The sequence below is a fragment of the Candidatus Zixiibacteriota bacterium genome (assembly GCA_017999435.1).
Taxonomy (GTDB): Bacteria; Zixibacteria; MSB-5A5; order GN15; family FEB-12; genus JAGNLV01.
Genome location: JAGNLV010000007.1, coordinates 1 through 22,248, shown reverse-complemented (window position 1 = coordinate 22,248; position 22,248 = coordinate 1). Strand labels below are relative to the sequence as shown.

The following is a 22,248-nucleotide window of genomic DNA, read 5'->3' as shown; positions in this document are numbered from 1 at the left end:
CGCGTCCATCGAATGAAAAGAATAAAGCGACGATAAGTATGGAAAGGATGGTGCCATGAAAGGCCGTGTTCGCGCCCGACTCCGCCGTCGGCATGCGTTGCTGTCGGCGCTGGCCGCGGGACTGCTCCTGATCCCGGGCCTTGCCTCCGCCGAGACCGCCCCGCCGATCGGCGATATTCACCGCCCCTTCAGCGTTCGAACGACCGACGCCGAGGCGCGGCAGTTGCAGGCCGAGTCGGCGCCGGGTCTCCACGCCGCGCTGGCCGGAGCCGCCGGCCCTCAGCGGCTCGAGGTTCCGCTGCCGACCGGCGAGGCGGCGCTGCTGGAACTGGAGCGCTTCGACGTCGTGGCGCCGGACGCCCGGTTCGTTATCGCGGGCCCCGGCGGCGGCGCCGACCTGCCCCCGTCCGACGTCCTCCTCTACCGCGGCCGGATCGCCGGCGATGAGTACTCCTCGGCTTTCCTCGCCGTCTCCGGGAGCGGCATGATCAACGGTTTCATCGACGCGGCGGGGACGCGCTATCTGCTGGCGACGCCGTCCGCCTCCCTGAAATCGGGCGATCGCACGGTGACCATCCGCGAGGCCGCCGGCATCGGCGAACTCGAAGTGCCCTTCTGCGGCACGGAACCGGGGAGCGCGTTCGACGACGATCTGGAGATGGTCAAGGAAGCGGCGCTCAAGACGTCGGCCGGACCGAAACTGCTGTATCTGGCGATTGACGCCGACCAGGCCTATGTCAACATGTTCGGCAGCGCCGTGGAGGCGCGCGACTACATCGTGCAGCTGGCCGGCGCGGCGAGCGCCATCTACGTGCGCGACCTCGACCTGCGCCTGTGGCTGCGTTTCGCCCGCCTCTGGCCGTCCGGCGGCGAACCCTTCTCCCCCCAGGATCTCTACGGATTCCGCGACTACTGGCAGGTGAACGAAGACCCCTCGCCGTTCAACATCATTCACATGTTTTCCGGGCGGCGGGACACGCCCTACGGCGGCGTGTCCTTCATCTCGAATACCTGCAACGGCAACGCCTACGGAATCGACGCCCTGCTCAACGGCAGCTTCACGGCCCCCGTCACCTACCCCGACAACGGCAACTGGGACATCAATGTATTCCCCCACGAAATGGGCCACAACTGCGGCACGTACCACACGCACGACGACCAGTACAACCCGCACATCGACGACTGCGGCAACGGCACGCCGTCGGTGAGCACCATGATGAGCTACTGCCACACTTTCCAGGGATACCAGCGCAATATCGACCTGCGTTTTCACCGCCGGGTGGTCGGGATCATCCGCTCCGTCACCTATGCCGCCGGCTGCCACGGCTTCGACTGCAACGGCAACGGGGTTCCCGACGACGCCGACATCGCCGCCGGGTCGAGCCTGGACGTCAACAGCGACGGTATTCGCGATGAGTGCCAGGACTGCAACGGCAACGGGACTCTCGACCCGCTGGAGATCGCCGGCGGGGCTCCCGATGTCGACGGCAACGGCATTCTCGACGCCTGCGAGGCCGACTGCAACAGCAACGGGTTGCCCGACCGGTACGAGACGTGGGCTCTGCTGGCGGCCGATGCCGACGGGAATTTCCGGCCCGACGCCTGCGACCCCGACTGCGACAACAACGGCCAACTCGATTACAGCCAGATCCAGGCCAACCTGGCTCTCGATCTCGATCGCAACCGCGTGCTCGACCAGTGCCAGGACTGCAATGGGAACTTCGTCCCCGACTGGATGGACATGGGCCGCCAGTTCAACGTGTTCACGGGCGACCGTGTGCTCACGGGGATCGCCGAATTCCACGAGGCCAGCGGCGTGACCGTGGGCAGCTACCCGTCTGTTGCCACGGCCAACGACGTGCTGGCCGACCCGGCCGGCAGCTACATGTGGGTGGCGGCGACCGACGGTCAGGTGTATCGGCACGCGGTCGGCAGCGGCACGCTCAGCGTCTTCATCGCCGCCGGCAGCGGCGGACTCGGGCAGCCCTCCGGCCTGCTCATTCCGCCGTCCGGCGAACTGCTCGTGCTCGACCTGACCAACGCCGCCGTCCGCCGCTACAACCGCAGCACCGGAGCCTTCCTCGGCAACCTCGTCGCTCCCGGCGGCGGCGGGGTGACGCAGCCGCGCGGCATGGTATTCAGCCCCGACGGCGCTTCCCTGCTGGTCAACAGCTCCGACAACGGCGTCTACCGCTTCCTGGCCGCGACCGGCGCCTCTCTCGGGCTGTTCGTTTCGCCCGGCAGCGGCGGTCTCTCCGGCCCGCGCGGCATGGCCTTCCTCCCCAACGGCAACCTGGTCGTGTCGTCCTACAACACCAACCAGGTGCTTGAATACGACGGCACGACCGGCGCGTTTGTCCGGGAGTTCACCGATGAGTTCGGCCTCAGCTTGCCGTGGGGGCTCCGCATCGGCCCGAACGGCCACCTCTTCATCGGCGCCGAGGGCGCCGTGTTCGAGTATTTCCCCGATCTCGGTAAGTACTACCGCCGCTTTGTGCGCGGCACGAGCGCTGTCGACCAGGTCTCGGGTCTCGACTTCCTGCCCGCCTCGCCGCACGACGTCAACGGCAACCGCGTGCTCGATGTCTGCGAGGCGGGCGACCTTGACGGCGACGGCGTCCCCAATGTCAACGACAACTGCCCGACACATCCCAATCCGGCGCAGACCGATGGCGACGGCGACGGCGCGGGCGACGCCTGCGACAACTGCCTGGCGACCGTGAATCCCGACCAGCGCGATGTGGATAACGACACTCATGGCGACCTCTGCGACGATTGTCCCGCCGAGTACGATCCCGCGCAGGCCGACTCCGACGGCGATGGGCGCGGCGATGCCTGCGACAACTGCCCCGCGCTGGCCAACGCCGACCAGGCCGATGACGACTTCGACTTTGTCGGCAACCTCTGCGATCTCTGCCCAAACGACCCGATCAACGATCCCGACGGCGACGACCTCTGCGCCTCGGTCGACAACTGCCCGCTCAACTACAATCCCGGGCAGGAGGATCTGAACGGCAACGGCGTCGGCGATGCCTGCGAACTGCTGGTCTACGACACCGTCGCCACCCAGTCCACGCAGTTGATCATCGGAAGCACGGGGAACTTCGCGCGCGAGGGCACGGGGGGCGCCACCCTCGATTACTACGACGCCGGCGACTGCGAGTGGATCTACCTCTACGACGGATCGCCGGTGATCGCCTACCAGAGCGGCCCGGCCACGATCGCCGCCTCGTCGCTCTACGGCGACAACGGTTTCAAGAACGACCCGGCGGGCAAGCTCTCGGTCCCGACGATCGACTCCGGCGCCTTCCAGGTCTTCCGCTCAGCCAACGTGACCACGGCCGACGGGACGATCGGCCTGCAGAAAATCTGGTATGCGCCGCGGCAGCCCGACACCGCCCAGTTCGTGATCCAGCGGCTCCGCGTGTATTCGGCCGACGGGGCCGTCCACACCGGCGTCGCCATCGGCGAGTTCATGGACTGGGACATCCCAGGCAGCGGCAACGCCGGGGGGATCGATGCTGTCCGCAACCTGATCTACCTGCAGGGGAGCGGGTCCGGCTGCGAGGACAACTCCCTGCGGCAGGGCGGAGTCGCGCTGCTGGGGACGGTGGTCGACAGTCTCTGCATCGACCCCGCCGCCGTGCCCTACGGAGCGATCACCCAGGCCAATTCCGTCTACATCTATCCGACCGGCAATCTTGTTCCCAGCGAGGTCTGGACGCTCATGCAGCAGCCCGGCTACTCCGCTCTGACGTCCTACACTGATCAGTTCATCCTGATGACCTACTACAACGCCGCCTCGGTTGCGCCCGGCGACACCATCGACATCTACTCCGTCCTGGCGACCACGCTCGGGTCGGCGCCCCGGACCCTCCCGGTGGTGGTGGACCAGGCGCGGGTGTGGTTCGCCGGCCACGTCGGCTGCTACCAGGGCGGCGGCTGCTGCGTACTTCGCGGGGACTTCAATGACGACGGCTCCGTGAAGGTCTCCGACCTGACCGGTCTGGTCAACTACCTGTTCCGGGGCGGCCCCGCCCCGGCCTGCCTCGACCACGGCGACACCAACGGCGACGGGTCGATCAAGGTCTCGGATCTTACCCTGTTGATCAACTACCTGTTCCGGGGCGGTCCGCCCCCGGTCGCCTGCCCGTAGGGGAGAGGCGGCCGCGCGAGCTCGACGGCCCCCCGGTTGCCGGGGGGCCGTTTCTTTTCGCCGCGGGCACCGTCCGACGCACTGTCTGCCCGTCCCATGTGCGAATCTCATTGACAGAATCGGAAAAGCCGATATATTAGGGGTACCCTATTTTGAGGAATACCGCAGCATCTAATCGCTAACCGATCCGTAGTCCCTGGTCAGTTTAATACTAACGTTCTTTGCCAGTGGGGTAGTGTACCTATGTGCAAGTCGGTGGCCTCCCTCGTCGTAGCCGGCGTGTATCTTCTCTTCGGCTCAACCGTCCTTTCCGCCCCCGTTTCCACGGTGGCCAGCCCCTCGTTCCATGTCCCACCTGCGTTCGTTTCCAACCATGGCCAGTGGAGTCCGGAGGTCCACTTCCGGGCAAAGGTCGGCGATCTCACCGCCTGGCTGACCCCGGGCGGCGTCGTGTACGGACTGCGCGGTGCCCGCGAACTGGTCCGGGCGCGGTTCCTCGATGCCCGGCCGGCGCCGGTCATGTCCCCCTCCGAACCGGCCGGGTTTGCGGTCAATTTCCTGTACGGTTCCCGTCCCGATGCCTGGGTCGCCGATGCCGGCGCTTTCGGCCGGGTCACCCTGGAGCAGATTTACCCCGGTATCGACGCCGCCTGGTACTTGCGGGACGGGCGCCTGGAGTACGATCTGATCCTCGCCGGCGGGGCCGATCCCGGGACGATCCGGATGGCCTACGAGGGCGCGGATACCCTGGCGATTTGCGATTCGGGCGATCTGCTGGTGATGGTCGGGCAGGATACTCTGCGCGAGTCCGCCCCGGTGGTTTGGGCGAACGCCGGCGGGTCCCGCCATCGCCTCGACTGCCGGTTTGTGCTCCTGGGTCCGACGACGGTCGGATTCTCCGTGGAGGCCGGTCCCGCCCCGGCTTTCGGCCTCGTGATTGACCCGATCCTCAAGTACAGCACGTACCTTGGCGGGAGTGAAGCCGACCTCGCGACCGACCTGGCCGTCGAGCCTGACGGCAGCATCTGCGTGGTGGGGCAGACCAGTTCGGCCAACTTCCCCACGCTCGGGGCCATGGACCCGACCTATAACTCGGGCCTGGACATCTTCGTTGCCCGGTTTGCCGCCAACGGCGGCGCGCTCCTGACGGCCACATTTATTGGCGGCAGCCTCGATGACGAGGCGACCAGCGTGTCGATCGATCTCGACGGCAACATTTATGTGACCGGCGCCACCCAGTCGACTGATTTCCCGGTCAAAGCCGCCTACGACAGCGTGCAGAACGGCGAGGCCGATGTCTTTCTCGTCAAGCTGGCGGCCGGAGGCGGAAGCATCGTTTTCGCCACCTACCTCGGCGGACTTGAGAATGAGAAAGCGGAGGCGGTCGCGGTCGGCCCGAACGGCCTCATATGGCTGACCGGCCGGACCGAATCCCCCGGTTTTCCCAAAGTCAACGCCATCGACGCCACCCTCAACGGCGCTTACGATGCGTTTGTCTCGCTATTCCCGCCGGCCGGAAAGCCGCTGTCATTCTCAACCTACCTCGGCGGCAACTTCGCCGATGAGGGCCGCGATGCGGCTCCAGTCTCCTACGGGGTTTATATCAGCGGCCTGACCGAATCCCCGCTGTTTCCGGTCACCGCCGGCGCCTATGACGTGAGCTACAACGGCAACGGCGACATGTGGGTGGCCAAACTGGCCTTCAGCGGCGGTCTTGGCTCCCTCAGCTATTCGACCTTTCTCGGAGGCACCGGCCCGGAGACCGACGATTGCTCGATCAACCTGATGGCCGACGGGCGGGTGGCGGTGGCCGGCATGTCCGGCTCAGCCGATTTCCCCGTGTCCCCCGATGCCTTCGACCCCTCGTACAACGACAACGGCGACGCCACCATCAGCGTTCTCAGCCCCGATCTCGCCGATCTCGACTACAGCACCTTCTTTGGAGGTTCCTCCTATGAAGGCGCGGTGGGAACCGCGGCCGATGCCGACGGCAACATCTTTATCGTCGGGCCGACCTTCTCGACCAATCTCCCGCTGCTCCACCCGTTTGACAGCGCGAACACGAACATCGACGGTTTCGTGGCGCGACTCAACGAAAGGGACGGCCTGGTCTTCAGCACCTACTACGGCGGCTCGCAGATCGATCTCATCGCTGCGGCGGTGGTCGATCAAGCCGGCAGCGTCGTGTTCGCCGGCCAGACCTCCTCGACCGACCTCCCCGTCGGCAACGCCTGGGATCCGACCTACAACGCCGGGGGATCCGATGGTTTCGTGGCCAAACTCTACGGCATCAATTCCGGGTGCTGTCAGGAGCGGCGCGGAAACATCAACGATGATGACGTCGAAACACCGAACATCTCCGATCTCATTTTCCTGGTCAATTATCTCTTCCGCGCCGGTCCCACGCCGCCGTGCCTGCTGGAGGCGAATGTCGACGGCGACCCGGGCGGGCAGTTGAACGTGGCCGATATCACGCGCATGGTCAATTTCATGTTCCGCGGCGGTGATCCGCTTCCCCTCTGTCCCTGAGGCAGCCGCGGGAGTGTGCTTAAAGCAGCGGTTGTGAGTTCGTCCAACGCCCGGCGTCCACTGGCGACACCGGGCGTTCTTCCGGCGAACCGCGCGATGGCGTTTTGTAGGTCAGGGTCTTTATGGTCCTGACGGCGCCGTTTGCGTCGTTGGCAAGAATGTCAGGTCCACAAGGGTCCTGACCTACACAAGATCCAGAGGACGTCCGTTGCTTATGTGTCCGGCTCCAAGTGTCACCTATCTGACTAGTTCACCCCCGAGATGAACCCACCATAAATGGTGGGCCACGGTCCGACAAACAGAGCGTCACTATCACGATAGGGCGCGGTCATCTATCTTGTTGACAGGCACTTTGTGAGCCGGTTATGTGCTGATGATTGATCTAATACTGGAGGATCTACCATGAGATATCCTCTTATGTTGTTGTATCTTCTTGGGCTTGGCGGAAGCGTGTGCTCCCAGGGACTAGATAGTGTCTGGTCCAGGGTCTACGATTTCAGACAAACCCCCGATGACTGGTATGTGCTAAATGATGGTGTCCATACGTCCGACAACAGCTTCGTCCTAATCGGATGTGTTCAGCCCGTCGGACCTGAAGGGCAATTGTTCATTGTGAAGATCGGCAAGGATGGAGATACAGCCTGGTCCAAGACCGTGGGCGATGAGTTGACTCATGACGTCGGTGTCGGCATCATAGAAATGAGCAGTAGTGATTTGATGGCTATGAGTATTGTCCAGTTCGAGGGCAATTGGGGCCGCATCCGGCTCCATAAAATGACGCCGGGAGGAGATGTGATTTGGGAAAGGACATATTTGGCCGAAACCGAATACGCGTATGGGTACGGTATAGCTGAAACGGCCGACAGCGGAACAGTCGTCACGGGGGTATCCGAATCGGATATGTTCGTTCTCAAGACCGATTCAAATGGTGATTCACTCTGGATCCGTTATTTTGGCGGGGATTTTTATGACGCTGGCGTTGCGGTCGCGCCGACTTCTGATGGAGGCGCGATTGCTGTCGGGTATTTGTCCACAGCTGACCAGAAATACGATTCACTCGTGGTCGTCAGGGTTGATCCTTTAGGAGATGAAGTCTGGGGAAAGGTTTTTCCATTTAGCGATGGCGAGGTATTTGATGCGAGCGCCGATATTTACAGAGACGAGGGGGGCGAATACATTCTGACTGCCACGCCTGATTTCGGACCGGTCTTCTCCTACAAGGTTGATGAAAACGGAACTGTTCTATGGTCATCTGATCTGGATCAGGACGGCTATTTGACGGTTCTTGATATCTGTGAAGGTCGTAATGAGTCAACGTATATTACCGGGAGCCGCGGGCCGGCCCCACACACACTCGTAGGCAAAATCGATTCGGACGGAGATTCACTCTTCTTAAGCAGTCTAGTCTTGTCAGAAAACTCAACAGGTGAGTTCATTCATCAGGATGACAGCGGGTACATATATGTCGGTGGCAGATTACTTCAATCGCATACCTTTTATATCGCGAAACTGAAAGAAGACACAGAGTCCGACATTGCCGAGGATAGGGCCATTACTGCGCCTATATATGCATTGTCCCAAAACTATCCCAATCCATTTAACCCAAGCACAAGGATTGAGTTTTCGTTGCCGGCCAGTACCCATGTCAACATGGACATCTTCAATATTCTGGGGCAGCGCGTGCGAACGCTCGTGGACGAGGACCGGCCGGCCGGGGTCTACGCGGTAGTGTGGGACGGGATAGATCAAGACGGAGGCCAAGTAGCTTCTGGATTATACTTCTGTCGCCTCATTGCCGGCGATTTTGTGCAGTCGAAGAAGATGCTGTTGACCAGGTAACCAGCATATCGATTCAATCAGGGCCGGGCATTTGGGCGGGCCTGACCTTTGCAGCGGTTCAGCTAAAGTTAAACACGGAGGGGCTTTCTGCTAAGACCCAGTTACGCTGACATTTTCTTGGAAGCAGGAGAAAGCCATGCGTGTCAGAGTGTCTATGCATTGAAACAATGGCGAGCCAATAAGGATGTTGTGTCCGTTTTGTGCCCATCGACCGACCAAAACCACCGGGTCGGATACGACCCGACACAAAACCATAAAAATACGTAACTCCATACGGTTAAGCGTGTTGCGACGCAACGTGCCGTGGTACAAATCACTGCCATTTAACCGGTCGGAGACCACAAGGGTCCTGACCTACACAAGATCCGGAGGACGTCTGTAGCTTATGTGTCCGGCTCCAAGTGCGACCTATCTGACTAGTTCACCCCCGAGATGAACCCACCATAATTGGTGGGCCACGGTTGAGAAACTCCCGGCGAAATACGTTTTACAGGTCAGGGTCTTTATGGTCCTAACGGGGCCGCCTGCGTCGTTGGCCAGAATGTCAGGACCACAAGGGTCCTGACCTACAGCGGATCCGGAGGATTGTCTCCGAGGATGGCAGAGACATGGGGACCACGAGGGTTGTGATCTGCCCTCCCTGCATGTCCGCCGTCTTGGCCTGGCCGTCGGAGACGGTGCGCACAGGCCGGCTGCACCCGCCTCGGGCGCCCGGCTGCGTGCGAGGCGCCGCTTTCCATTTTCCTCGACAAGCTGGTCTCCGTTTTATACCTTGACCGAGGGAACAGTCAATCCGAGTGGGAGAACAGACGTGACTGAGGCCATCCGACGCTATTTCCAGTTCGAAGAACACGGGGCCACCTTCCGCCGCGAGCTGATCGGCGGGGCGACCACGTTCATGACCATGTCGTACATCATCATTGTGAACCCGAAGATCCTCGAGGTGGCGGGGATTCCATTCGGCCCCTCCATGGTGGCGACCATCCTCACCGCCTTTTTCGGCACCCTTCTCATGGGCGTGTATGCGCGCCGTCCCTTTGCCATCGCCCCCTACATGGGGGAGAACGCATTCATTGCCTTCACCGTCGTGCAGGTGCTCGGCTACTCGTGGCAGTCGGCGCTTGGGGCGATTTTTATCGGCGGCCTCCTTTTCACTCTCATCACGATTTTCGGCGTACGGAGCTGGCTCGCCAACGCCATTCCGCAGAACCTGAAAATCGGTTTCGCGGTCGGCATCGGGCTCTTTCTCACTTTCATCGGACTGAACGAAACCGGCATTGTCGGCCTGGGCGTCGAGGGCGCCCCGGTCCATGTCGGCGATTTCGGGACGACCTCGATTCTCCTGGCCATCGTCGGCTTCGTGCTCATCGCAGTCATGATGCTGCGCCGCGTCAAAGCGGCGCTGCTGATGGGCATTCTCCTCACCACCGTTCTGGCCTTCCTCTTCGGGGAGATTCGCTGGCCCGCCGACTGGGTCAGTCTGCCGCCGAGCCTCGGCCCGATCTTCTTGAAACTCGATATCGGGGCGGCCCTCACCTGGGGCTTCTTCTCGGTCATTCTCACCGTACTGGTGATGGACTTTGTCGATACGATGGGCACCCTGCTCGGACTGTCGCTGAAAGCCGGCTTGCTCGATGACCGGGGGAACCTTCCGGAGATGGAGAAGCCGATGCTGTGCGATGCGCTGGCGACTGTGTTCGCGGCGCTGGTGGGGACGAGCACGGCCGGCGCGTTCATCGAGTCGGCCACCGGGATCCAGAGCGGCGCGCGCACGGGCCTGGCCTCGGTGTTCACTGCGCTTCTGTTCCTGCTGGCGCTCTTCTTGGCGCCCTTTCTCACCGTCGTGCCGCCCGCCGCCTACGGCCCCGCGCTCATCATCGTCGGCCTCCTCATGCTCTCGCCGATCACGAAACTTGATTTCGATGATCTCTCCGAGGCGGTCCCGGCCTTCGTCGTGATCGCGCTCATGAGTTTCACCTACAACCTCGGGATCGGGATCACGGCCGGGTTCGTGACTTACCCGGTGATGAAAGTGTTCTCCGGCCGCGTGCGCGAGGTGCATCCGGGGATGTGGGTGCTCGCCGTGATGTCGGCGCTGTTCTTTGTCTTCTACCCGTACTGAGGGGAGATTCTCGAGAGGGCGGCGGGGCGCGGCAGCGTGGCAATCCCGCGTCATCCCGGCAAGGAGGATACAGCGCCGCGGTCGCCGGTCCCTTGGGGCGCCGGCATCCCCTCACCTCCCATACGTGATCCTGTACACCGCCCCGGCCTCGTCGTCCGAAACCAAAAGCGATCCGTCCGGCATCACCAGCACATCCACTGGCCGCCCCCACCGCGCCCCGTTGTCCTCCAGCCACCCTTCCGCGAACACTTCGTACGAGGTCGCGTGCCCCTCGCCGTCGTGCGTCACCAGCATCACCCGGTACCCGAGCGGTGTGCTCCGGTTCCAGGAGCCGTGCTCGGCGATGAATATCTGGCCGCGATACTTCTCCGGAAACATCGCCCCGGTGTAGAACCGCATGCCAAGGGCTGCCGCGTGGGGTCCGAGTTTCCGCACCGGCGCGGCGAAGGTGTCGCAGTCCGCCCCCTGGCCGAACTGCGGGTCCGGGATGTCCCCGGCATGGCAGTAGGGGAACCCGAAATGCATCCCGGCCGAGGGCGCCCGGTTCAATTCGTCCGGCGGGATGTCGTCGCCCATCCGGTCCCGCCCATTGTCGGTAAACCAGAGCACGCCGCTGGTCGGCTCCCAGTCGAACCCGACCGTGTTGCGCACGCCGCGCGCGAAGGTTTCAGCCCGCCCCCCATCGGGATCCATCCGTACAATCGTCCCGCAGATGTCCTCATCGGGCTCGCACACGTTGCACGGAAACCCGACCGGCACGTACAACCGGCCATCGGGGCCGAAACCGATAAACTTCCACCCGTGCGCCCGGTCGCTCGGAAATGTATCGGTGACCACTGCCGGCGTCGGCGGATCGCTCAGGCGCGATTCGATCCCATCCAGGCGAATGACCCGGCTCACCTCGGCGACATACAGACTGCCGTCCCGGAACGCCACGCCGTTGGGCATGTCGAGCCCGGTCGCGATCACATACAGCGAGTCCGCCCGGTAGTCGCCGTCGACGTCGCGCAGCGCGTACACCTTGTCCCCGCGCGTCCCGACAAAGAGCGTGCCATTGTCCCCGAGCCGCATCGACCGCGCCCCCGGCATCCGGTCGGCGTAGTAGCTGATCGAAAATCCGGGGGGCAGACTGATTTTCCCCAGGTCGCCGTCCGGCGCAGTAGCGCGGGCGGCCGGGCCGGCCTCCGAGCAGGAGGCGAGAATAAGGGGGGCGAGCAGAGTGACGAGCGAGGCGGTCGTGCGGTGCGCGGTGAGCGGTCTCATGCGGTATCCTCCGGGCGGTTGATCGTCTCCGTCTGTACAACCGCGCCCGCGGGCGACGGTTCCTGTCATTTTCCCGCCGGACCGGCGGGCCGCCGGAAACGCTTGACGAGGCCGTACGGCGCATGGTAGTTTCCCGGCAGCCTCGGAATGCGAAACGGAAAGGTGCGGGTTATGGATAGAGTGAATGACCGGTTGCTTGAGTGGGGCGCGATTTACGGCACGAAAATCATCGGCGCCCTCGTCATCCTGATCGTCGGCTACCTGCTCACGAAATTCCTCACCGCGGCGGTCCGCCGCATCACGACCCGCGCCCAGGTGGATGCCGCGCTGGTCAAGTTCCTCGCGACCGTCACCAAGGTGATGCTCCTCGTCTTCGTCATCCTCGCGGCGATGAACAGCCTCGGGGTGCAGACGACCTCGTTCATCGCCCTGATCGGCGCGGCCGGTCTGGCCGTCGGCCTCGCGCTGCAGGGCTCGCTGGCGAACTTCGCCGCCGGCGTCATGCTCATCCTCTTCCGCCCCTTCAAGGGCGGCGACTACGTCGAGACGGCCGGCGTCGCCGGTACGGTCGAGGAGATCCACATCTTCCACACCGTTCTCCGGACGCCCGACAACAAGAAAGTGACGGTGCCCAACAGCGCCGTCACCGGCGGCAACATCATCAACTACTCCGCCCACGACACGCGGCGGATCGACATGGTGTTCACAGTCGGCTACCGCGACGACCTCCGGCTTGCCAAGCGGACACTCGAGGAGATCCTCGCGGCCGACCCGCGCGTCCTGAAAGACCCGCCCCCGACCGTGGCCGTCGGCCAGCTGGCCGAGAGCGCGGTGAATATTGTCGTCCGCCCCTGGGTGCGCACCGAACACTACTGGCCGGTGCTGTTCGATGTCCACGAGCGGGTCAAGGAGCGGTTCGACGAGCAGGGGGTCACGATCCCGTACCCGCAGCGCGATATTCACGTCCATCAAACCCGTGTTAGCTGACGGAGGTTATCCGTATGTCCCGTACCGCCCGGATCACGATTGCCGCGCTCGCCATGGTTCTCGGCGCAGCCGGCGCAGTCGCGGCGCAGGAGGCGACCGTCGACTCGACCTTCATCTGGAAACGCGCGCTCGCCGTCGACCTGACCGCCACGCAGACCGCCTATTCCGACTCCTGGACCGGGGGAGAGGCCGGCGCGTTCAGCTGGGTCGGCAACGCCGCCGGTTTCGCCGAGCGCAACCTCAACCCGTGGTTCAACCTGCGCTCGCAGGTCAAGCTCTCGTTCGGGCAGACGACCACTCAGGACGAGGAGACCAAGGATTGGTCCAAGCCGAAGAAATCCACCGACCTGATCGACTGGGAAACGGTCGGCCGCTTCCTCCTCAACCAGTACGTCGATCCCTACGCCGCTTTCCGCCTCGAGTCGCAGTTCTACGACGGCTCCAATGCGAAGAAGAAGCTCTACCTGTCGCCGCTCAAGCTGACCGAGTCGGCCGGACTGGCCCACCGGTTCTATGAGAAGAGCAACGACCACATCACCACGCGCCTGGGCGGCGCCTACCGTCAGATCATCACCCGCTTCATTGCCGACACCGTCACCCTCGCCACCGACTCCCGCACCGTCTCCGACGCCGGCCTGGAATCGGTGACCGATGCCGTGCTGACGCTCAGCGAGAAGATGCAGTACACGGGCAAGCTCACGCTGTTCAAGGCGCTGTATAATTCGGAGGACGACGCGCTCGGCGCCGACGACGACTGGAAAGCGGTCGATGTCCGCTGGGAAAACGCCGTCACCGCCCAGGTCAGCAAGATTATCGCCGTGAGCTTCCTCTTCGATCTGCGCTACGACAAGGAGATCGTCGACAAGGCCCAGATCAAGGAGACCCTGGGACTCGGGTTCCTGTTCAAGCTGATCTAGTTCGCGAACCCGATCCCTTCACATCCCCGGGCCCCGGCCCGGGGATTTGTGGGTGCGAGGCCGAACAAAGCGTCGGCTCTCCCGTACTGACAGGTCAAGACGCACAAACCGACCGACTCATCATGGAGGTGCCTTCATGCGAATTGTTGCTGCCGTCGCCGCCCTGACGGCTGTCGTCGCGGCCGGCGCCGCGCAGGCCGGCCTCACTGATCCCTACGCCATCCTGGAGCGCAGCGTCGCTGCCTCCGGCGGCCTCGACAACATCCGCAGCCATGAGACCAGCTACGCCGAGGGGACGATCGAGATCGTCGGCTCCGGCCTCGCCGGACCGTTTCGCCAGTGGCAGCGTCGCCCCGAACTGCAGCGCCTCGAGGTCGAACTGGGACCACTTGCCATCACCCAGGGGAACAACGGCGAGGTCGCCTGGACCGTCGACCAGAACGGCAAAGTGCAGATTCACCGGGACGAGCTGACGGTCGGCCAGGAGAAGGCCGACAGTCTCATGGCGGAGTTCGCCCACCTCGACCGCGGCAGCGCGGTGTTCGCCGTGACCTATGACGGCCTCGACACTGCCGCCGGCGCCGCCTGCTACGTCGTCACCATCACCAACACTCTCTCGCTCGACACCACGAGGCTCTATATCGACACCGCCTCCTTCCGCCAGCGGAAATCGGCGGCTCTCACCGCAAGCGGGCAGACGATCACCGTCTACGACGATTTCCGCACAGTCGCGGGCGTCGAGATGCCGTTCTCCCAGCGCCAGGTCACGCTCCCGGTGAACATGGTCCAGAACATCGTGATGACCAAGTACGAGGCGAATGTGCCGATTGAACCGGCAATGTTCAACCCGCCGAGCGAGGACGTCTCCGACGTGCGCTTCGCCGACGGCGACCGGGCCGAGGATATCCCGTTCCGGTTCATCGAAAATCACATCTACGTGCCGGTTACGGTCAAGGGCAAAGAGCGTCTCTGGATCCTCGACTCGGGCGCGGAGATGACAGTGGTCGAGAAGCGCTTCGCCGAGGAAATCGGGCTCGAGACGCAGGGGAACATCACCGGCAAAGGGGCGGGCAATCTCGTCGACGTCACCTTCACGACCGTCCCGATGCTCAGTATCGACGACCGCGTTTTGGTCGACGAACAGAAAGTCGCCGTCATCGACCTCTACTGGTTCTTCCAGGAGGCGCTCGGACTGGAGATCGCCGGCATTCTCGGCTACGATTTCCTCTCGCGCGTGGTCACGAGAGTCGACTACGCGGGCGAGAGACTGTCCTTCTACGAGCCTGGGAATTTCGCCTACGCTGGACCCGGAGTTGTGCTTGATCTCCCGATCTCCCAGCGCAAAAGCTTTGAACCGGAAGTCATTGTCGACGGTGTGCTGCGGGGCAATTGGTATCTGGATTTGGGCGCCGGCGGGCTGTCCTTCGGCTACCCGTACGCCCGGGCCAACGGGCTGCTCGACCGGCCCGGCGTCGACCATCTCGCCTACGGCGCCGGCGGGTCTTTCCCCGTGCGCGCGGTCCGCTTCGATTCCCTCGCTTTCGCGGGCTTCACGGTGCGCGACGAGATCATCGACATCCCGGCCGCTGAGGTCACCGGCGCTTTCGCCGAAGGAACCGTCGCCGGCAACCTCGGCAATTCCCTCTTCCGGCGCTTCGTCCTTTTCCTCGACTACAGCCGCGAGCAGCTCATTGTCGAGAAGGGCGTGGACTTTGACCGCGCTTTTCCGCGCGACAACAGCGGCATGCAGGTCCGCTACAATCGCGATCAGCGCATTTCCGTCTCGTTCGTCGCCCCCGGCACGCCAGCCGCCACGTCCGGCCTGCAGGTCGGGGATCTCCTGCGCAGCGCCAACGGCATCGACATCTCGAATCTCGACGGCGTCGTCGCGGTGCGCCGCCTGTTCCAGGCCGGTCCCGGCACGGCGTACGATCTGGTCGTCGAGCGCGACGGCCGGCCGATTCAGGTCCGTCTGACCCTGCGCGACCTCTACCAGTAGCAGTCCAATTGCCGGCCGCCCCGGCCCCGGGGCGGCCGCAGCGGGTGCCGGGCGGAGGCGCCGCGCATCCGCGGCCGGCGCGATCTTCAACCTTGATTGCCGGACTGCCCCCCGCTATATTATTGGCCGACATCAAGCTTTGACGTGGAGACCAATCCGTCCGGTGAGTTCATCCCCGATCACCCCGCCGCCCGGCGCGCCGCCGCCGGCCCGCCGTGTGCGTCAGTGGATTTACAGGATCGTCAAGGTCGCCCTGGTCCTGCTCGCGGTCGGTCTCGCCGGGCGGCAGCTCTGGGTCAACTGGGAGGCGGTGCGCGAGTACGATTGGCAGATCAATTTCGGCTGGCTCGGTCTCTCGGTGGCCGCCCACCTGTTCACGCTGCTGCTTTTCTCGATCGTCTGGTGCCGCCTGATTCTCGGGTTCGGCCACCGGCTGAAAATCCGCTACAGTTTTAAGCTCGCCTACATTGCCACTTTCGGCCGGTACATCCCCGGCCGCATCTGGCCGCTTTTGGCGATGGCCTACCTCGCGCGGCGCCTGGGCATTCCCGAGCAGCATTCGCTCACGTCCTGGGGACTCGCGCTCATCTTCACTCTCACCGCGGCCTTCGCTGTCACCGCGGCGGGGATTGGCCTCGTCCCGTCGCAGGTGGGGCTGGTGTTCCAGGGGTACCTCGGCGCCGGCGTGTGGGCGGCCGGCGTCGTTCTCGCGCTGGCCTCGCTCGCGCTCATCTACTTTCCGGACCGGACCCTCGTCGTGTTCAATTTCCTCCTGCGCCTCATCGGGCGCAAGCCGCTGCGGTTCCGCCTCCGCCCGGCCATCGCTTTCCAGGTGCTGGGCGGCTACGCGGCCTGCTGGATCTCCTACGGCGTGTCATTCTGGCTGTTTCTGAAAGCCGTGATGGGGGCGACCCCCGTGCCGATCGTGTCGGCGATCACGATCTTCGTGATCGCGTACCAAATGGGGTACTTGGCGGTCTTTTCCCCCGGCGGCATCGGGGTGCGCGAACTCGCTCTCATCGGACTGCTCCACCCCTTCCTCGGCCCGATCTCGGCCGCGGTGGCGGTCGCGGCGCGCTTGTGGAACATGGTTGTGGAGATCATTGCGGTGATCATCGCCTGGCGCGTGCCTATGCCGGCGGAGAACTCTGAGCGGGATCTTACCGGTCTCCCCCCCGAACCGCCGGCCTGACCGCGGGGCCTGCCCGCGCCGCCGTCGGAATTGCCGGGCGCGTCCCCAGCGCCTGCTCCAGAGCGTCCAGGGCCAGATCAGTGCGCAACGATCGCGACGCCCGCCAGCCCACGATCATCCGCGAGAAGACGTCGATCACGAACGCCACATACACAAACCCCTGCCAGGTCGCCACATACGTCAGATCCGAGACCCACAACTGGTTCGGACGTAACGCCGTAACCTCCCGGCACACCAGGTCCGCCGGCCGCACCGCGCTATCATCGGCAATTGTGGTCCGACACTTCCGACCACGAACCGCACCGGCCAGACCCAAATCCCGCATCAACCGCTCCACCGTACACCGCGCCACCTCTATCCCTTCACGATTCAGCTGCCGCCATACCTTCCGCGCCCCGTACACCTGGAAGTTCTCCTCCCACACCCGCTGGATCTATGGTTGCCGCTTCAGCTCCCGCCGCGATCGGGCCGACAAACGCTCCGGATGTGCCTCCTGCCCCTTCCGCTGGTAGTACGTCGACGGGGCGATCGGCAACATGGCGCAGATCGACTCGACCCCGTGGGCGTCCCGATGCTCGTCGATAAACGACACCATCACCTCGGTTTGCGGTCGAGCTCCGCCTGGGCAAAACAAGCCGACGCCTTCCGCAGTATCTTGTTGGCCCGCTTAAGCTCACGGTTCTCCCGCTCCAACTGCTTGAGCCGCTCACGCTCCGAGGTCGTCAGACCCGGCCCATGACCCGCGTCCCGCTGAGCCTGAACAACCCACTTTCGCAGAGTCTCGGCGGTGCAACCTATCTTCTGGGAAATCGACTCGATGGCCGCCCACTGGGAGCTATGCTCCTCCCGATGCTCCTCGACCATCCGCACGGCCCGTTCCCGGACCTCCCGTGAATACCTGCTTGGTCTTGCCATAACAGTGATCTCTCACATTATCCTGTCTCCGGCAACCCCGGGGCGGTTCACCTAATCGCATCCGATATAATAACTTTCGGCGTGCCTTCTTCGCACGCAACGACATACCAGGACACCGCCAACAGAATCCCAACCCCTCCGCCACATTGATCGCATATTGGGCGACACCCCCTTCCCTGCGATCTCCGAATCGGCGCCGCTGAGAGTCGTTCGGGTGCACGCCGACCGGACTGCGAGTGAAGCATTTTCTCCCATCCGGGGGCCTCGGCAGCCCCTCGCCGCACGTGACAGCATTGGCGCAAGACGGGCTCTCTGCGGATCCAAGTTCGTTTGACTATGCCCTCCCGATTGCGTATATGTGCAGCAAGGTTGTCCGTCGCCGAGGCATTCAGCAGATTGGAGGATCAAATGTCGAAGACGAATCGCAGCCTGTTTGGGGTGATGTGTCTTGCTCTCGTCCTCGTCGCCCAGCCGCTGCTGGCGCAGGAAAAACCGATCCAGCTTTCTCTCTTCTCGCCGATTCAGATTGTCCCCGAAGAGAAAGCGATCGCCGGACTGCGGCTCAGCCTGCTTTACGGCAAGAACCAGTACGTCAGCGGTCTGGACTGGGGGCTGGTCAGTCACTGCACTGCCGGGATCTCAAAGGGCGTCCAGTTCGGGCTGGTGGGTTTGATCGATGCCGACCTCAGCGGCTGGCAGAGTACGGCCGTCAACATCACCAAGGGTACCTGCGAAGGGTTCCAGTGGGGTATGGTTAACTATGCCGGCCACGCTAGCGGTCTGCAACTGGGGTTCGTCAACTATGCCGTGACTATGAGAGGCCTGCAGATCGGCCTGGTAAACATTATCAAGCAGGGGGGCCAGTTTCCCGTCTTTCCCATCGTGAACTGGTCGTTCTAGACATCTGCGACGCCGGCTGAAGCGCGGGCAGCCGCGCGTGTTTCAGGCCGTGATCCCGCTGCACTCAAGCAGCGCGATGAGGCTTTTCCGCTGGTCCGCACCAACGGGCAGAATCGGTCTGCGGGCCGGGTGAAAACCGGCCAGGTTTTCTGTCTGGCATCGGTATCATGATGCCGCGATCTCCGCCCGGTGCAACAGGCGATCGAGGATCGCGGCCGCGGTGGGAACATCGCCGATCAGCTTGCCCCAGTTGTCCAGGGGCCGATTGGAGGTCATGATGGTGGACCGCAGTTCGTGCCGTCGCATGACGATCTCGAAGACGTACTCCCCGGACTGTTTGGGCAGCTTCTTGATGCCCATTTCGTCGATGATCAGAAGGTCCGCCTTGAGGTAGCGGTTCATGGTGGTGACACGCTCCCCGAAGTTCTCGGCCGGGATCAGTTCGCCTAGGCAATCGAAGATGGAGCGGTACAGGACGGTGAAGCCCATGCGGGCCGCCTGATGGCCGATCGCCTGGACCAGGTGCGACTTGCCGACGCCGGGGGGACCCAGGATGAGGACGTCGCTCCGTTCGCGGATGAAGCGACCAGCAGTGTTAAGACTATTCTCTTCATGATAATCTCGCCTTTCTTCCCCGCCCGAGTCCGAGAGCGGCCTCAGGGAATCGGAATCTTCGTTCTAATCACTGTCCACATATCTAACGGGGCAGAAGGCTGCATTTCAGAGATGATTGTTCACCTGCGGCGGGCGGTCGATAGTGCGACTTGACTTGAGCCTCTTTTGAGGTATCTTGATGACTGCCTTCAAACGAGTGCAATCCCGGTATCCCGTCACGCGCCACGTTGCCTCCCAGATTCCGGTTGTTCAATCAGTGCGGCAGAATAGTGGGGGAGGGGGAGTCCGTAAAATGGCCCCCGCTCACGACGATATGCTCGCCACCGGCTCGATAGAAGTGCTATCTGAGTCTGCCCCTTTATCTAAGTCACGTTATTGCAGATCATCCGGGCAATTCCCGAGATTTCAGCGGCCCTTCCCTTGGGGGCAGCGAATGAGACTTCCAAAGAACGCCTCAAATCCTGCCAATGGATCACGCTAACTTTTTATCAAATTGGAGGTTACGGCGCATGGTCGTGAGATCGGGACCGCCGCACTCGGAAACGCAGTTCGATCCAAGGATAGAAAAGCTCCCCATGTGCAACCCTTTTCATAACCGTTCTCGTTCTCCGGCTGTTAACCAGAAACCGTTGTGATTCAATGAGCTATCAAAGAGCATGTGTCCCCCGGCGTGCCGGAAGCCCTGGCAATTCCACTTCCTCATTTACCCTACCAAAGGGTGGTGTCGCAAGTCGAGTTTTGAGTTTGTCGCAAGTTGTGTCGCAAACCTGTCGCAAAGATCAACCTCTTTCCGCAGGCCGACTCGTTACCCAATTCGTTACCCATTTCATTCGGCATTACCCAATTTCCGCTTTGCCGTTTTTTTGACCATCGGGCTTTCTCATCCTCAATCATCCGGGCCCCGATGGGCAGTGGCGTCCTCGTCGATCCAATCCTCTTCAGTGTAGGACATACCCTTTCGACCCGGAACTTTCCGCGCAGGCCCGGGCCGGTAAAAGGGGCAGCTTTTGGGGCCGTAACAGAAGGTTTCGAACCGATACTGTTTCTTTGACGGATTCCACTGGTCGATGATCATTTCCACCGGCATCCGGCAGCCCCAGATGCAGGTCGTGCATTTGATATCGTAGGTCCGGGCGTCCAGACGGCGACGCCCACGGCTGCGGTAGGTTGCCAGGTTCGGAGGCACTCCAAAAGGGCGGCCCGGCAGGAGTTTCACCCTCGGCATTCCTGACGACCTTGAGCCCGCTCGTCTTGTAGATCGCCGCCGTCTCCTTGCGCGGGTCTTCGACCGACACGGAGTAACCGCTCAGTTCCATGCCTGTCTGAAAACGGTGTTTTTCGTGTGCAGCTTCACCGACCGCAATCAGGAACTCGCCGGCCTCCCCGCCGCAAGTTCCGTCGATGCAAAGCACATACCCCAAGTAGTTGTGGGACCGCTCATCAAAGGAACGTATGAGCCGTATGCGAGGCTGAATAGCCATGACACGGCCTGACCATGTTACCTTCTCCGCGCTTGCCCTTGAGCCCGCCATCAATCTTTCCCCGTTCCATCGAGTTTGCACAGCACCCGGTGTATTCGACGGATTCGTTCGTCGTCAGACATAAAGAGAGCGATCCCGCGGTTGAAAACCGTGATCTCGACAGTGTCGTCGGTCAGGACCAGCTTGAGGTTGTCGTATTCCACTGGATCGACGGCCTTCTTGTCCCCGTAAACGCCACCGAGATTAAGCAAGCCCTCAGTATTGATCGCGGTGCGTACAACCGCAGGAATTCTGGCTCCACACCATATTTTTGCTGGAAGATCGTCAGGTTTCATGCCTTTTTCGAGCATACCCCGGCGATACTCAATCTGTTCCAAATCCTGGATCATATCTTTTGACGTTCGCCTTCTTACTTCAAAGCGCTGCTAACTACTTTTTCTGCGCCTGAGTCTTTATCGCTACAGCCAATGCCTTTTGGTTCCAAGGTACTACAGGCACCTTGTTCTCGGAAATAGCCTTAGGCAAACGAGAAGGAGGTCTATCGCCTTTATACATAGCCACCACGCCTTTGCCCAAAGCAATTGTCTCACGGATTTCCCAATTAACCCATTTGCTGTCTGCAGTCTTCTCGGATATGTATACGACAGTGACCGAGCATTGCCGAATGCGCTCACGTATGCCTCGCTTTACATATTCAGCATCCTTGCTGTCGAAGGGCTTTTTCAATGACCAGTCGTTGAATTCAATATCCGAATTTTCATTTTTTGCCTGCGCTCGAAGCATATTGACGTCTGTCAAATCTTCGGCCGCAAAGCTAATGAACACGTTGCATTTACTCGTGTCGCCACTCGTCTTCAGAGATTCTTTGGCCTTTTGCTCCAACTGTTGAAGCTCGCTGGGAGTCAGTCCGCGGCCGCCTCCGCCACCTCCACCCATCTTTCAGCTCCTTTCCTTTGCATTTGCAATCTCAATACATGCCACGCATTTCCCGCAGGGCTCATTCCCCCCGGCGTGGCAGGAATACGTATCTTGTAACCCACGCGCTGTTGCCAGTGACAGAATATCTGCCTTCGTGAACTCTATTAAAGGCGCGAGCACTGCAATTCGCTTTTTCATGGCTGTCTCGATCATGTCTTCGGTTTTACGAAGAAAATCGAGTGTCTGATCCGGGAATAGACAATCTTCAGGATTGAGCAAACCTATTACCACGCCATCCGCTTGTACACTGTAAGCGTAGGCAGCGCCGCAAAGCAATAAAAGAAGGTTCCGTCCTGGCAGGAACGCGTCTTCGTTTATACGCATGGTGGGATCGGTAATACCGCTTGGTACAATC

The 22,248-nt window shown here is 62.1% G+C and carries 17 protein-coding genes and 1 other annotated feature; of the genes, 9 read left to right on the top strand and 8 right to left on the bottom strand.

Annotation, left to right across the window (positions count from 1 at the left end; all coding sequences use genetic code 11):
• Positions 1–55 precede the first annotated feature (55 nt).
• The 4 genes from KA261_14005 to KA261_13990 all read left to right on the top strand — a co-directional run bounded on the left by KA261_14005 (position 56) and on the right by KA261_13990 (position 10,646).
• Entirely contained in the window at positions 56–4,156 is a 4,101-nt protein-coding gene (locus KA261_14005) for a thrombospondin type 3 repeat-containing protein (protein MBP7698915.1), read from the top strand.
• Between the two features lie 243 nt (positions 4,157–4,399).
• Positions 4,400–6,685: an SBBP repeat-containing protein gene (locus tag KA261_14000; GenBank protein MBP7698914.1), complete on the top strand. Its 2,286-nt coding sequence runs from the start codon at positions 4,400–4,402 to the stop codon at positions 6,683–6,685.
• A 402-nt stretch (positions 6,686–7,087) separates the two neighbouring features.
• Positions 7,088–8,524, top strand: a complete 1,437-nt coding sequence (locus KA261_13995) for a T9SS type A sorting domain-containing protein (GenBank protein ID MBP7698913.1) — start codon at positions 7,088–7,090, stop codon at positions 8,522–8,524.
• 823 nt (positions 8,525–9,347) lie between these two features.
• Positions 9,348–10,646, top strand: a complete 1,299-nt coding sequence (locus KA261_13990) for an NCS2 family permease (GenBank protein ID MBP7698912.1) — start codon at positions 9,348–9,350, stop codon at positions 10,644–10,646.
• Positions 10,647–10,757: 111 nt separating this feature from the next.
• Here the strand turns inward: KA261_13990 and KA261_13985 are convergent, their stop codons facing one another.
• A complete protein-coding gene (locus KA261_13985) occupies positions 10,758–11,909 on the bottom strand; it encodes a sorbosone dehydrogenase family protein (GenBank protein ID MBP7698911.1) in 1,152 nt (383 codons plus the stop codon).
• A gap of 171 nt (positions 11,910–12,080) precedes the next feature.
• On the opposite strand from KA261_13985, the gene KA261_13980 reads away from it, so the two are divergent.
• The 4 genes from KA261_13980 to KA261_13965 all read left to right on the top strand — a co-directional run bounded on the left by KA261_13980 (position 12,081) and on the right by KA261_13965 (position 17,004).
• On the top strand, positions 12,081–12,896 hold the full coding sequence (locus KA261_13980; protein ID MBP7698910.1) for a mechanosensitive ion channel: 816 nt from the start codon (positions 12,081–12,083) through the stop codon (positions 12,894–12,896).
• Between the two features lie 14 nt (positions 12,897–12,910).
• On the top strand, positions 12,911–13,813 hold the full coding sequence (locus tag KA261_13975) for a DUF3078 domain-containing protein (GenBank protein ID MBP7698909.1): 903 nt from the start codon (positions 12,911–12,913) through the stop codon (positions 13,811–13,813).
• A gap of 136 nt (positions 13,814–13,949) precedes the next feature.
• Entirely contained in the window at positions 13,950–15,812 is a 1,863-nt protein-coding gene (locus KA261_13970) for an aspartyl protease family protein (protein ID MBP7698908.1), read from the top strand.
• A 163-nt stretch (positions 15,813–15,975) separates the two neighbouring features.
• Positions 15,976–17,004, top strand: coding sequence for a flippase-like domain-containing protein (locus tag KA261_13965; GenBank protein ID MBP7698907.1), 1,029 nt, complete (start codon positions 15,976–15,978; stop codon positions 17,002–17,004).
• Here KA261_13965 and KA261_13960 read toward each other — a convergent pair.
• From KA261_13960 to KA261_13950, 3 genes are all read right to left on the bottom strand, one after another.
• Entirely contained in the window at positions 16,973–17,407 is a 435-nt protein-coding gene (locus KA261_13960) for an IS3 family transposase (protein ID MBP7698906.1), read from the bottom strand. The genes KA261_13965 and KA261_13960 overlap by 32 nt on opposite strands.
• A gap of 30 nt (positions 17,408–17,437) precedes the next feature.
• On the bottom strand, positions 17,438–17,596 hold the full coding sequence (locus KA261_13955; protein MBP7698905.1) for a hypothetical protein: 159 nt from the start codon (positions 17,594–17,596) through the stop codon (positions 17,438–17,440).
• Positions 17,525–17,641: a sequence feature (AL1L pseudoknot), on the bottom strand. It overlaps the preceding gene by 72 nt.
• Positions 17,599–17,919: a transposase gene (locus tag KA261_13950; GenBank protein ID MBP7698904.1), complete on the bottom strand. Its 321-nt coding sequence runs from the start codon at positions 17,917–17,919 to the stop codon at positions 17,599–17,601. (Overlaps the previous feature by 43 nt.)
• Positions 17,920–18,360: 441 nt before the next feature.
• Between KA261_13950 and KA261_13945 the strand changes: the two genes are divergently transcribed.
• Positions 18,361–18,819, top strand: a complete 459-nt coding sequence (locus tag KA261_13945; protein ID MBP7698903.1) for a hypothetical protein — start codon at positions 18,361–18,363, stop codon at positions 18,817–18,819.
• Between the two features lie 165 nt (positions 18,820–18,984).
• On the opposite strand, the gene KA261_13940 is transcribed toward KA261_13945, so the two are convergent.
• The 4 genes from KA261_13940 to KA261_13925 all read right to left on the bottom strand — a co-directional run.
• Positions 18,985–19,479 carry an ATP-binding protein gene (locus KA261_13940; protein ID MBP7698902.1) on the bottom strand — a complete coding sequence of 165 codons (495 nt, stop codon included), beginning with the start codon at positions 19,477–19,479 and terminating at the stop codon, positions 18,985–18,987.
• A gap of 1,486 nt (positions 19,480–20,965) precedes the next feature.
• A complete protein-coding gene (locus KA261_13935; protein ID MBP7698901.1) occupies positions 20,966–21,304 on the bottom strand; it encodes a hypothetical protein in 339 nt (112 codons plus the stop codon).
• Between the two features lie 40 nt (positions 21,305–21,344).
• Complete coding sequence (locus KA261_13930) at positions 21,345–21,851, bottom strand: TIR domain-containing protein (protein MBP7698900.1); 507 nt, start codon at positions 21,849–21,851, stop codon at positions 21,345–21,347.
• 3 nt (positions 21,852–21,854) lie between these two features.
• Positions 21,855–22,248: 7-cyano-7-deazaguanine synthase (locus KA261_13925; protein ID MBP7698899.1), on the bottom strand; the 394-nt coding region annotated here is incomplete at its 5' end.

Coding starts and splice junctions, on each gene's coding strand:
- KA261_14005 (MBP7698915.1), top strand. CDS start 56: ATGAAAGGCCGTGTTCGCGCCCGACTCCGCCGTCGGCATGCGTTGCTG.
- KA261_14000 (MBP7698914.1), top strand. CDS start 4,400: ATGTGCAAGTCGGTGGCCTCCCTCGTCGTAGCCGGCGTGTATCTTCTC.
- KA261_13995 (MBP7698913.1), top strand. CDS start 7,088: ATGAGATATCCTCTTATGTTGTTGTATCTTCTTGGGCTTGGCGGAAGC.
- KA261_13985 (MBP7698911.1), bottom strand. CDS start 11,909: ATGAGACCGCTCACCGCGCACCGCACGACCGCCTCGCTCGTCACTCTG.
- KA261_13980 (MBP7698910.1), top strand. CDS start 12,081: ATGGATAGAGTGAATGACCGGTTGCTTGAGTGGGGCGCGATTTACGGC.
- KA261_13975 (MBP7698909.1), top strand. CDS start 12,911: ATGTCCCGTACCGCCCGGATCACGATTGCCGCGCTCGCCATGGTTCTC.
- KA261_13970 (MBP7698908.1), top strand. CDS start 13,950: ATGCGAATTGTTGCTGCCGTCGCCGCCCTGACGGCTGTCGTCGCGGCC.
- KA261_13950 (MBP7698904.1), bottom strand. CDS start 17,919: ATGGCAAGACCAAGCAGGTATTCACGGGAGGTCCGGGAACGGGCCGTG.
- KA261_13945 (MBP7698903.1), top strand. CDS start 18,361: ATGTGTCTTGCTCTCGTCCTCGTCGCCCAGCCGCTGCTGGCGCAGGAA.
- KA261_13935 (MBP7698901.1), bottom strand. CDS start 21,304: ATGATCCAGGATTTGGAACAGATTGAGTATCGCCGGGGTATGCTCGAA.
- KA261_13930 (MBP7698900.1), bottom strand. CDS start 21,851: ATGGGTGGAGGTGGCGGAGGCGGCCGCGGACTGACTCCCAGCGAGCTT.